Source organism: Sphingobacterium sp. IITKGP-BTPF85 (genome assembly GCF_001006065.1).
In the GTDB taxonomy this organism is placed as follows: domain Bacteria; phylum Bacteroidota; class Bacteroidia; order Sphingobacteriales; family Sphingobacteriaceae; genus Sphingobacterium; species Sphingobacterium anhuiense.
Window position 1 is genome coordinate 1 of the sequence record NZ_ASZT02000011.1, and the last position, 13,277, is coordinate 13,277.

At 37.7% G+C, this 13,277-nt stretch carries 9 protein-coding genes and 2 pseudogenes; all 11 read right to left on the reverse strand.

Annotated features, from left to right (window positions below):
• A pseudogene (locus tag L950_RS03710) lies at positions 1–827 on the reverse strand (carbohydrate kinase); the annotation flags it as partial.
• Positions 824–1,111, reverse strand: coding sequence for a hypothetical protein (locus tag L950_RS31830; protein ID WP_021191826.1), 288 nt, complete (start codon positions 1,109–1,111; stop codon positions 824–826). The gene L950_RS31830 and the pseudogene L950_RS03710, both read right to left, overlap by 4 nt.
• Before the next feature lie 10 nt (positions 1,112–1,121).
• Entirely contained in the window at positions 1,122–2,396 is a 1,275-nt protein-coding gene (locus tag L950_RS03715; protein ID WP_021191827.1) for a TIM barrel protein, read from the reverse strand.
• Positions 2,397–2,477: 81 nt separating this feature from the next.
• Positions 2,478–4,584: pseudogene (locus L950_RS03720) on the reverse strand (bifunctional aldolase/short-chain dehydrogenase).
• 16 nt (positions 4,585–4,600) lie between these two features.
• The gene (rhaT, locus tag L950_RS03725) at positions 4,601–5,677 is read right to left on the reverse strand and encodes an L-rhamnose/proton symporter RhaT (RefSeq protein ID WP_021191828.1); all 1,077 of its coding nucleotides are present in this window, start codon (positions 5,675–5,677) and stop codon (positions 4,601–4,603) included.
• A gap of 191 nt (positions 5,678–5,868) precedes the next feature.
• Complete coding sequence (locus tag L950_RS29355) at positions 5,869–6,051, reverse strand: hypothetical protein (RefSeq protein ID WP_197086221.1); 183 nt, start codon at positions 6,049–6,051, stop codon at positions 5,869–5,871.
• Positions 6,048–7,610: a RagB/SusD family nutrient uptake outer membrane protein gene (locus tag L950_RS03730; RefSeq protein ID WP_197086222.1), complete on the reverse strand. Its 1,563-nt coding sequence runs from the start codon at positions 7,608–7,610 to the stop codon at positions 6,048–6,050. Before L950_RS03730 ends, L950_RS29355 begins: the two co-directional genes overlap by 4 nt.
• Positions 7,611–7,701: 91 nt before the next feature.
• Entirely contained in the window at positions 7,702–9,513 is a 1,812-nt protein-coding gene (locus L950_RS29360; RefSeq protein WP_197086223.1) for a SusC/RagA family TonB-linked outer membrane protein, read from the reverse strand.
• Positions 9,489–9,803, reverse strand: coding sequence for a hypothetical protein (locus L950_RS29365; RefSeq protein ID WP_197086224.1), 315 nt, complete (start codon positions 9,801–9,803; stop codon positions 9,489–9,491). Before L950_RS29365 ends, L950_RS29360 begins: the two co-directional genes overlap by 25 nt.
• Positions 9,804–9,898: 95 nt before the next feature.
• Complete coding sequence (locus L950_RS29370; RefSeq protein WP_197086225.1) at positions 9,899–10,642, reverse strand: TonB-dependent receptor plug domain-containing protein; 744 nt, start codon at positions 10,640–10,642, stop codon at positions 9,899–9,901.
• A 608-nt stretch (positions 10,643–11,250) separates the two neighbouring features.
• Positions 11,251–13,275: a DUF2264 domain-containing protein gene (locus L950_RS03740; RefSeq protein ID WP_031289336.1), complete on the reverse strand. Its 2,025-nt coding sequence runs from the start codon at positions 13,273–13,275 to the stop codon at positions 11,251–11,253.
• Between the last annotated feature and the right edge of the window lie 2 nt (positions 13,276–13,277).

A 13,277-nucleotide genomic window follows, 5' to 3' on the forward strand; every position in this document is an offset into this window, starting at 1 on the left:
TGGGCTTTGATGAGGTGTAAAATTAAACTATGGTAAGCTTCTTCATAATTATGGAAACGATCAAGCTCAATCGTCGAAAATGCTACTAAATCCACAACCACAGGCTCTTTCATTAATTTTTCTATGATCCGTTGATTAAGCTGAAGATTACGAAACTTTGCTGTAGTAACATGAAAGAAATCAGCAATTCGCTTAGCTTGCAGTTCATGTTCATAACCTGCAAATAACCTCGAAGCCTTCACTGGCTTTCCCAAATAAGATTGATAAAACAAACAATCCTTTTTTAATTCACAAGAAGTTAGAGCACTATTATTAAATGGATTAAACGAAATACACCAAGTTCCCGTAGATATCAATACAAATGGTTCATCAAAATTGAATAAATAAGGAATTAATGCCGAAGAACTATCATGAAGTCCTGCCCCTACTCTAAAAGAACTACCCGGAAAAGCACCATCAAAAACTTCATCTCCTTCAACAATTGGAGCTAAAACCTTTGTAATACCCTCATCTTGAACCCATTTATGATACTCATTTTTTTCAAAGTCCCATAAAGCAGTATGACAACCGATGCTGGTCATATCTGAGTAGAATTTTCCAGAAACCAGAAAACTTAAATATTGAGGCAAATGCAAAGCAAAATTGACATGTTTATAAATTTCTGGATGTTCCTTTTTTAATCGAAGAATTTGGAAACCCGAATTTAAACTACCTAAAGTTGGCGATGAAGTCGTTAAAGAAAAATGTTCCTCTCCTCCATACTTATTATGCAACTCCTGTTGAATAGTAACAGGAAATTCTTTTAGATAATTATATAAAGGAGTCAAGGGTCTACCATTTCGTCAAGATATACAACGCTAGCCCCGTATGATGTAAAATTAATCGCTTTAATTTCAAATTCATTTTTTCTAAAGACCTCATGAAGTGAATCAAAAACCGATAATCTAAGACTTTCAAGATTTTCACACGGATCCCCGTCCTCATCCTTTGTTTCTAAAAATCTTGCTGAACGTTCAAATACAATTTGGTAATTAGAATCAAATAGAAAAAGCTTTTTGTTGGTTTTACCAACATCGAAAATAGCAACTACAGGAATTTTATCGTTATTCATTCTTAAAACTTTATAACCCTGTTGCAATAGTTCGTAAACCTCTCTCTGCGATCAACTTATCACGTAATTTTTCCTCCTCAAATAACAATACTGGATTTAAAGCGGCACCACTCCTCAACCTAGATTCAGCAACCAATGGCCTTACATCGGTACGAAATGCATCTTGAAGAATTTCTTGTGATTTTACAACATCATTCGCTTGTTGAGCTGCCTTGAGTGCAACACGATCGATAAGTAATGCTTGTGCATAAGCAATTTTAATGGCTTCAACAGATTGCAATAAGTCCACTAAAGGATCTTTAAGATTATGTGACGCATCAATCATCCAGCCTAAGCCAGTAGCATGTTCCATTCCATTCAGATCCATACCATCAATTAATTCATTAAAAATCAGAAAAAGCTGATATGGCTTAATACTCCCCGCTGTTAAATCATCATCGGCATATTTACTATCATTAAAATGAAAACCGCCCAGCTTTCCTTCCATTAACAACAATGATACAATCTGTTCAATATTAGCATTTGGTAAATGATGTCCCAAATCCACTAATGTGTATGCTTTAGGTCCCAGCTTATTTGCCAATAGTAGAGACTGCCCCCAATCTCCAATGGTCATCGAATAAAAATAAGGTTCGAAAGCTTTATACTCGATAAACAATTTCCAATCCTCGGGTAAGTGTTTATAGATTTCCTGCAAGCTGGATAACGTATTCTGAAAAGCCTCACGGAAATTCAATTGACCGGGAAAAGATGAACCATCAGCTAACCAAACAGTCAAAGCCTTTGAACCGAGAGCTTTTCCATAATTGATAACCTCTATATTATGATCAATAGCCTGCTTGCGAACCTTAGGATCGACATGATGCAAAGATCCATACTTATAACTATGTTCCTGCTGTGGTTGATCTTGAAAAGTATTGGAATTAACAGCATCGAACGTGATATTTAAAGAACGTGCCAATTCTTTCATTCTTGCGGTGTCTTCTGGAATATCCCAAGGTATATGTAAGGAAATAGCTCCGCTAGATTTATTAAGAGCATGTAGTAGACCAACATCTTCAAACTTTTGCTCCAAACTCCCTGGCTCGCCAGGGCCAGAAAAACGTCCGAAGCGTGTACCACCTGTCCCTAGTGCCCAACTTGGTATCCCGATCTGAAATTTCTGAAGTTTAGCAATAAGCTCCTCAACATCATCAATATCTTGGGAAATAAATTCAAATGCTCGATTATGTTTTTTTTCTAATTTATTATTGTGCTTTTCTATCAATTGTTGATCTAAAATCATATTAAAAATGGTTATTGGTTAAAATTTACTTAGATACAGCATGTACTTTCTTTTCATCACCTAAAAACTAAGATATAAAACCTACCTTAAAAAAGCCATTGCCACTCCCCCATCAACGTTTAAAATATTACCTGTAGATTTGTTTAGTAAGCCACCAACATGTGCAAAGCAAGCATTTGCAATGTCTTCTGGTAGAATAATCTCATTTAACAAAGTACGCTTTGCATAGTACGCCGGTAACTCCTCGATCTTTATACCGTATGCCTTAGCACGACCTGCGGCCCATCCACCTGCCCAAATATTACTATCAGAAATTACAGCATCCGGATTCACTACATTTACTCGAATTTTTGCTGCCCCTAATTCAGCGGCACTTAAACGGCTCATGTGCAATTGAGCCCCCTTTGCACTACCGTAACCAATATTATTTGGACCACTTACTAAAGCATTTTTACTTACAATATTGACGATATCACCACTGATATTTTGTGCTTTTAAAATAGCTGTTGATGCCTGAGTTACCAGAAACTGACCTTTAACTAAAACATCATATAAAAGATCCCAATCTTCTTGCGTATGGTCCTCGATCGTTTTAGAAATTGATAAACCAGCATTATTAACGACAATGTCAATCCCACCAAAAGCTAGTACAGCATCATTGAGCGCATGTTTTATCTGTTCCTCATTAGTGACATCGAGCAATGTCGTCATAACCGCATCTCTACCAAACGCTTCTACAAATTCTTCCTCGCATGATGCAAGCCGATCAGCATTGATATCATTTAACACAACAACAGCACCTTCTTGCGCCATCTTCCTTGCAATCGCCTTTCCAATCCCACCACCACTACCCGTTACAAGTACAATCTTACCTGATAATGCTTTTGATTTTGGCATACGTTGTAATTTTGCCTCTTCCAATAGCCAGTATTCAATATCAAAAGCTTCCTGACGTGGCAAAGCAGTATATTCACTTACCGCTTCAGCACCTTTCATTACATTAATGGCATTAATATAAAATTCAGCAGCCACACGAGCAGTTTGTTTATCCTTTGCAAACGAGAACAATCCAACACCGGGATATAAAACAATAACAGGGTTTTATCCCGAATAGCAGGGCTATTTTCATGTTTACAACTGTCATAATACTGTTCATACATCTCTCGATATCCTGCAAACAAAGGCTCCAATTTTCTTTTAACCTCCGCTACATTGTCTAAACATTCAGATTTATCTAAATTTAGTACTAAGGGCTGGATTTTAGTTCTTAAAAAATGATCCGGACAGCTTGTCCCTAATGGTGCCAATCGGTCCAGATCGTTTGAATTGATAAATTCCAAAACACGTTCATCGTCTGTAAAATGTCCGATCATATGCCGTTCACTTGAGCAAAATCCCCGCAAAATAGGAGCTAATTTTACGACTTGCGCATTTCTTTCTGCTTTACTAAGACTTACCATTTTCTGGCTGCCAAAACGTTATTCTTCTTGCTATAACTTTGTTCAAGGTATGTAGCACAAGTCTCAATAACATCCAAAGAATTAATATAACAATCGTAAGCAGTGTCTCCCCAAGTAAACAAGCCATGAGATCCCAACATAATACCCTTGATATCAGGATTTGCTTCTAAACAGGCTTTTAATTGTAAACCTAAATCAAAACCAGGACGTTGCCAATCAACCCAACCGATCGATCCTTTGAACAATTCAGCAGTTATTCTTTTCCCATCTTTGGATGCTGCAATTGCAATTCCGGCATCTGGATGTAAATGGTCAATATGCTTAAATGGTAAAAATCCGTGCAAGGGCGTATCAATAGAAGGTGCCTTAGAGCTTAAATCAAAAATACAATGATTAAATAGTGCGACCATTTCATCCTCATATTCTATTCCTCTATACACATTTTCAAGATTACGTAAGCGCTGAAGATATAATGCTGCAAGCCCTGACTTCTTCAGCGTGCCGATATCTCCTCCAGACCCCTTTATCCACATGACTTCAACACTTTCATCAGTAAGCGGATCTTTCTCCAAAACTTTACAAGAGGTATTTCCTCCTCCATAATTAGTAATTCTTAGATCGGCGCCTAGAATATTTGAACGATATAATAATAAAGCAACTTCATCACCTTGCAATGATTGCGCTATTTTATCGTCCCACAAATAATTTACATGTTTGTATGTTTTCACTGCTATATATATTAAATTAATTTTCTAAAGTTCTTGCAAACCCTACGACACAAATAGAAATTATGATTGTCGCTATTCCTGCAATTATAGATCGATATGCCATTCTATTCACGCCCTTCCACTCATTTAATATAATTCCCCAAGCATTTGAAATTAAAATAATGAACGCCATGTGAAGAATCCAAGAACTGGCACCATTACCCAATCGACTCTCACCCATACCATAAAAAAAGAACTGTAAATACCACATGGTACCAGCCAAAGCACAGAGAAGTAGGTTCTTTCCCTTCGGTATATTGGACTTAGTATAGTCTGAAAAAGTTCTATTTTTGATTAAGAGATAGACACACCATATAAAATTTGTAGTAAAACCTCCCCAAAGGATAATGATATAAGTCACATTATTTTGATAAAGAAATTCTCCACTGTTCGAATTACTATTTTTCCATATGGAATTTGCAACATTAGCAAGCGGTTTACCTGCTTCGATACCAAAATTGAAACAAGCACTAAGTACACCAGAAATGATCGCAACGATAATACCCAGAGTAAAATTGTAATCAGACCTTGCGGCCTTAGAAAGAGTCGAAAGACTTTTCTCTTTTGAAACACCTGCCCGACCGCACAGCACAACACCCATTAGACATATTAATAAACCTATCAATATGCAAGTTCCTGATTGAGTCGTAAAAAAATAGTTGACTCCATGTTTACCCACTGTGGGGTAAAAAAAATAATAAAGACTTGGCATCAGCGAACCAAAGACCATACTTAAGCCCAAAATAACACTGCTACCTAAGGAAACACCAAGATAACGTATCCCTAGACCATAGGTAAGTCCACCTATACCCCATAACAATCCAAATAAAAAAGTATAATATAAAGTAGCTGCCTGGGCATTGCTGATAATCTCCCAAAAATTAGGAATAGTTACCCATGCTGCAAATGGTGGTACAATAATCCAAGAAAATAGACCACCTAGGATCCACATGGATTCCCATGACCATCCTTCAACTTTCTTATAAGGCACATAAAAACTTCCTGACGCAAAACCGCCAATGAAATGAAATAAAACTCCGAAAACAGCATTCATATTTATCTTTTTAGGTATTGTACATAAACTAAATTACAAGATTAAAATAGGTAAACTGTTATGGACTGTTATGCATAAATACAGAGATTATAGCCAACAGATATTTCATGATTTAGAAGCAAAAGGTCAATTTTCAATGTGTGGAAAATTGACCTTTTGCATATTATTATTATTAAAGTAATAAAACTAGATTATTTATATCCTAAATTTTGTTTAAGTCCTTCCCCTTCTTTGTTATTTAATTGAATTTCACTCAAGGGGATTGGAAGTAAAATATTATAATCTTGGAAACCACTGGTTATTTTATTTGCCGGTCCTTGATCACCATTTAAAGCAATACGTTCTTTGAGTTTATTTGTTCTCACCAAAGTCATTCTAGATTTTCTTCTGAAATCAACTCACGGGCACGTTCATCAAGAATAAAATCGATCGTCATATTTGATGCGAGAACCTTTCCTAAAGCGGTGTTTCCAGATTGAATACGCGTATCTTTAAAAGAACGATCTCTCAACTTATTGATATCCTCAGCTGCTCCGCCTAGATTATTTTGTCTAAGACGTGCCTCTGCCCTTAATAGATACGTTTCTCCAAACCGCATGACTGGCCAATCTTTGACCAATGCATAGCCAAAATCATCTATCGGATCATAACCACCCCACTTTGTTGGGAAAGGATACCATACTTCCAAACTGTCTGTACGAAAAGGAATCACTTTATCACCAGTTTTTATCGTCACATTTCTAACCCCTGCACCTTTAGCAACACGATAACCATCGGCATCCACACCGATTTCTGTACTCCATGGTGTTACCACAGCATTGTTGACGGTCATATTAGGTCGGTTATAATTTGTGGTACGACGGATATTATAATTGCTATTCCGAATATCACCTTGAAGTCCTTTCCAGACCGTATACTTCATAAAATTGCTTAATCTCAAACGTCCATTACCCCTTCCTCCAAGAGAATCAGCGTTTACCATTCCATCCCACTTGTGATAGGAAGGTTGCCATACACGACGATGCTGCGGATTATCGATGGTTCCACCATTCACTTCGCGATTAAATTCAACTTCAAAAGTCCATATGGCTTCGGTATTTCCTTGAGCGCGGCGCATATTGCCCTGTCTAAACATATCTCGAAAAGCATCGCCACCCTCATTTAAGTATTTACCGTAACGACTGTCAATTAATTTATAACTGCCGCTTTCAATGATGGCTGTTGCCATGGCTTCTGCTTTAGCAAAATAAGCAGGATCTCTCATGCCCATTCGAAGATAAACTTCAGCAGCCAATTGTCTTGCCATATCTTTATTGATCCGGCTTGGAGCAGCAGCTTGTCCAACATTAGCCAATTCCTTAGCCGCATATTCCAGATCTTCAACAATCACTTTGTCCACTTCTACAGTAGAATTTCGTACATAATTGAACGTTGGAACTTTAATAGAAGTAGTCAACAAAGGCACATCGCCCCATAGCGTGACCAACATATGATAAGCATAAGCTCTAAAGAATCTTGCTTCTGCTGCTGCCTTTGGATTAGTATCCCCTACAGCTTCAATAATGCTATTTGCATTGTTAATAAACTCGTAACAGCGTTGCCATAAGTAGCTTACTCCACCATTTTCTGGATTGAGATCAGCATATTGAAAAAAAGGATTTTCCACACCTTCCGTAGAACCAGCATTTGCGATATCAGTACCGATCTGCCAACACGACAAAAATCCTTGACGCCCACTATAACCCCACAATTGACCAAAAGTCGCATGCAAACCTAAAACTCTATTTTCTATTGTTGATGGATCACTATTTCCAGCTTCGTAATTAGAATAGGGTTTCTCTTCCAGAAAATTCTTACTACAAGATGCAGAACCTAACAAAAAGATCGCAAAGACAGGTAATAACTTATTTTGAATATTCATTGTTTTTTTCATCAGTATATATTATTTTTTATCGATGATGAAGCTATCATGAGCAGTATATCTTTCTTTGTGCACATTTACTCATGATGGTTTCATGATTTCATTAAAAGGTTAAATTAACTCCAAGTACATAGGTGCGAACCATTGGATAATTTAGATGAGCATTATCAGATCCACGAGTGATATCTCGAGCTTCGGGATCCCAGCCAATCCAATTGGTCCATGTATATAGGTTTCGGCCACTGACATAAACCGTAGCCCCATTGATACCCAATTTATTCAAGGTATTTTGTGGCATATTGTAACTTAAGGTCACATCTTTCAACCGTGTAAAACTTGCATTTGATGGAAACCCATAACCATATACATTGGAACGATTACTCAATGAACGCCATTCGTTACTTTTATTTTCAGGAGTCCAATAGCCCAATTCTGCTGGCGTACTTTTACGTCCCATTTCATCTGCAGCCGAACCGATCTGCGGATTATTGCGTAGTGCTCCTTGCACCGTATTGATGAAAATATTTAATGAAAATGCTTTATAGCTAAATGTATTGGTAAGTCCAGCGGTCCATTTCGGGGCAGTTTGTCCCAATACAGATCGGTCGTCCTCATTAATTAGACCATCACCATTTAGATCCGCTAATTTTACACTTCCTGCTTCTGCTTGTTCATCCCATCCTTTATTAGCTCCCGCTTTTATTTCCTCTTCCTGCCAGATCCCCACTTTGGTAAAATCATAGATGATACCCAGCGGATGTCCGATCAACCACCTATTGCCCAGATCTTCTTTTCCATCACCATAAACTTCTACAATCTTATTTTTATTGCGGGAGAATACAACCGTACTGGACCAAGTAAAATCATTCTTCACAATATTTTTGGTATTCAGCGTCAGGTCTATACCTGTATTAGCAACCTTTCCAATATTAAAATACACATCTTCAAAACCCGTAAGTCTTGGAAGGCGCTGTTTTAAAAGTATATCATAAGAATTGGTTTTATACACATCGATGCTTCCACTTATTCTGCTTTTAAATAATCCGAAGTCAATCCCTGTATTGAATCCCTTTGTTTTTTCCCATTCCAAATCATCATTTCCCATTCTTTTACGAATATTCAATGCCGTATTGGATAAGCCTTTCATCGCAATAGTACTGGCATCCATTAACGAAAGCGTTTCATAGATGCCAATAGCCTCATTTCCAGAAATACCGTAAGATATTCTCCATTTTAAATTGTCCACCACATCTTTAGTGCTATTCATGAACCATTCATTATGTATATTCCATGCGACAGCGGCAGATGGAAACATTCCGTATTTATTATTTCTACCAAAGATAGAGGCCCCATCTCGACGTGCAGTTACTGTAAATAAATAACGGCTATCGTAAGAGTAATTTAATCTACCCATTTGGGAAATAGAGCGGTACAAGTCGGCTTGAGAAGACACTTTCTGTGTGGCGGCAGCACCTAGATTACCCCATTCCAAGGCATCATTAGGGAATACCTCTCCTGTAGCAATAGCCTGTTGCCAATATTTACTTTTTGAGGCATATAATCCTGTGAAATCAAGATGATGCTTACCAAAATCCTTGTTATAGGTTAATATATTCTCTACTGTATATGACTGAGATTCACTGTTGGTGATACGACCCATCCCGGCAAAATTATAAACACTCTCCCCTTCATATTCGTTGGTACGACCAGGGACATAAGTATATCCTGCATTGAGTTTATATTTTAAACCTTCCAGCGGTTTGTAAAGCTCCCCAAAATTAAGATCTGCATAACCGTTGAGGGAGATATTAAATTGACGACGCTCTGGATTTAATGTCGTTGGCAAAAGTGGATTGGTCCAAAGCTGTTCCGAATACATGGGATGCTGTGTTAAAGTGCCGTCATCGTTATACATTTTGGCATAAGGCTCATTGCAGCAGCCTGTAGAAGACTCGCGCGTCCACCATCTCTATTATGCGCTATGATATAAGATGATGTACCTACCGATAAATATTTAGTTGGTTTAAAATCTGTATTCGTTCTAAATGAATATCTTTTATAGTTGTATCCTAATAAAACGCCTTTTTGATCCAGATAATCTCCAGAGACATAGTATTTGGCATTCTCACTTCCACCTGATAAACTGACATTGTGATTCTGGATCACACCTGTCTGCATCACCGCATCCAACCAATCGATGGTCACACCATTGGTGTAATTATCAAGCTCATTCCGATTGCGAACCGGACCACCATTATATAGCGGACTATTATTAATGCGGGAATATTCAGCATAACGCTTTAAAAGCTCTTCTCCCGAAACGGCTTAAGAATATGTGCAACATTTTCTACACCGCCATAACCACTGTAACGAATACGCGGGGTTCCGGATGTACCGCGCTTTGTGGTGATCAAAATAACACCATTAGAACCATTCACACCATAAATCGCAACAGCTGATGGATCTTTTAAGATCTCGACCGACTCAATATCATTGGGATTGATATCATTAATAGAACCATCTGTACGCGATAGCGGAATTCCATCAACGACAATATACGGTTCTGAAGATGCATTGATCGAGTTCTTACCTCGAACTTGAACATTTGGAGCATCTCCAGGTATAGAGGATGCTTGCGAAACCGAAACATTGGATACGGCACCTTGGATAGCTTGCATCACATTCGTAACCGGAATTTTTGACAATCGATCCTTTGGTACTGATGCCACAGACCCCGTAACATCCGATCTCTTTTGTATTCCATATCCGACCACAACTAATTCGTCAAGTACATTTTCAGATGGAACAAGCGTAACATCAACAATTCCCCCCTGAGGTACAATAACCTCCTTTTCCTGATATCCGACCGAGGAAATGATCAAAGTATTTCCGGGATTAGCTTGAATGGTAAAGCTACCGACGGTATTTGTTTGTGTACTGACCGAACTTCCTTTTACTTTAACGGTAATGTTGCTTATGGTTTTTCCTGTAGAAGCGTCTCGAATAGTTCCCTTTATGGAAGTTGCTTGACCATAAGTAGTCATCGCTATTAAAAATAAACTGTTTAATAGCAATGTGCTTTTTGCGTATTTATTGCAATAGTGGGTTAACATAATTTACAATTGGTTTTTAGATTAGAATTACTATTTTATTCCATTTATTATAGGACCATACCTTTATCCTATAATCCCCCTAAAGGTTGATTTCAACTTGATCCCATCATCGTATAGTTTATATTTTTGTTTATAATTGGTACTTAGCAAACTCAAGAAGATCGTTCGCTAAAATTCCATTGGTTAGGAAGAGAAGCACTCTTGTTGCGCTATTTTCCAATTCCCTCTAGGTCAAAATTATAGCGGATTCGCTTATAAACGGTTTGAAATCGATTCAATAAGGTTGAAAATCTATTCAGGAGTCATAATAATTCACTAAAACTCAATAAAAAGCAAAAACCATTTTATTTAAGAGATGCCTTGGGGACATTTTAAATAAAATGGTTTTAAAAATTTTGTTGCGATATATACTAGCTCTTGCGCAGTAGCATTATCTCTTTTCTCTAAATACTTAAAATAGATTCTTAACCATAACGACCTTTGATATAGATCATATTCGCCATTACACTTTTCACTTGCAAAATATTGATCAAAGGTTATTATTGTTGATCCGTGGATATCAAATTCAAGGCTTGATAACGACCATTTTTCCTACTAATTCCTACTTGATTCAGCTTTTGGTTCAATTTTTTTATTGGGAATAATTCATCATTAGTCCATTTTTCGCCCGATTTTTTCCATAACATAAGTGTCGCAAACAATTGCTTTTGATTTGCACTTGTGTTTGCTTTTAAATTCAGGACTTTACTCGTTTCAGAAACTGGGTTTAAACCTGCTGCACTTACTATCTCCACCTCTTCCCAGCCCTCAACAGGAATAACAGCTAACTGATACTGCCCATTGTCAATAATACTTGCTGTCCATTTTTTATATTTAATTTGATGCTCAACAATTGCTCTATCTTCATATTGTGGCAATGCGTAGTGTCCCAACCGTAGCGCAATAGATTTTTGGCTATACACCTGATCTATACGCAAGATTCCGTTAGGAAGTATAATATCTGCAAGTTGCAAGCTGATGGTAGAATCCGAAGCTAATACAGCGTCCCTGTAATAAATATCATCCTGATAGCCTTTGAATTTATAACGGCGAAGTGATTCCCATTTCTTCCCACCAATTTGAAACATATAGTTCATTGATACTTCACCATTCTTTCCATCCGCTTGCCAAGGAAATGCGCTATTATAAGCCAGTTTATTATAATTCTCAGTTCCCTGATAATAGCCGATAGTTTTACTATCACACCAAGCCCTGATCTCTGATGCGCCAATTCCAGCATAATCAGTAATCAAAATTTCAGCACCAGGAGCAAGCTTATTCAACACCTTCGCTTTTGGTATCTCGCTCTCCCAAGCACCTAAATTTTCATTTGCTGTCCAAAATATATTATCATCAGGAATGAGCAATCCTAAAAATATTTTACCCAACCAAAAAGCACTTCCCCTACAGCTGTATTCCTGCACGGCAGGTTCAAATGCACCATAAAAACCAAGTGTAGGAATACCTTCAGATAAAAAATCAGGCTGTTTGAGAAATTGTAGCAGTGTTCCTGATGCAATTCTTCGCATCCATCCATAATTGATGCTTTTGTCCTCTAGAAAACCCATCAGAGGAAAGGGAACAGCAGCTCCCATGCGATAGGCAATACTTCTCCCCCACATAATCATTTCCCCGTCCTTACTGAACATATAAGGATAATGACCGACCATTTCTCTTAAATGAGTCCTGAACTTCTTCGCATAATCTGGATACATCTGATCGCCATAATAGGTAGCCCATAAAGTTCCGTACATCTGATACCCCCACATACTATAATAATCATAATAAGGCTGGTCATTATACCAACCATTCCCCTTATAATCAGATAAACATTTCTCCAACAATTCCTTTAAATAATCTTCACGTATCGAGTAACCTTTACTCTTAAAAAAGCTTAAAATCATGACATTAAAAAAACGCCAATTCATATCAATAGTAGGTCCGTTACCATAACTTAAGAGTGTATGCGCTAAAGTATCTTTTTTCTCCTGTGATAGCGGATCCCATAAAATTTCGGGAGCGGCCATCAGCGATACGGCCAAACCACCAAATTCAACAAGCTTTTGACTTGGTCCTCCTTTTTTGGGTAAAGGTGGAATGAAACTCGTCGAATTTGGATTCACTAATTGCGTAATCTGATGCCGGTAATAATCGGCAATCTTTAGACCACCAATTTCATAGTCGGGATTTCCCTTCATCAAAGGCAAAGCAATAAACAGAGTCCTACAAAGTCCTTCCAACCGTTCTGTTTCCGTATGAACGCCGTCTCTAGGATAACTACGTCCTGGTTGTTTAGGAAACTCCATCGGGCTATCCAGATTACTGACGTAACTAAAGGCACCCTTTAAAAGATATTCGGCTGCATCTAACCAATGTTGACGGTTCATACCGGTATAGGGACTGAGATTCAGATCTGGATTTTTGACGTTAAAAACAGCATCTCTTGTCCCTTGTCCGAACATATCCATGGGATAGGATACAATGAATATGAAGCAGGACATAAACCCAAACATGTATTTTTTCATAA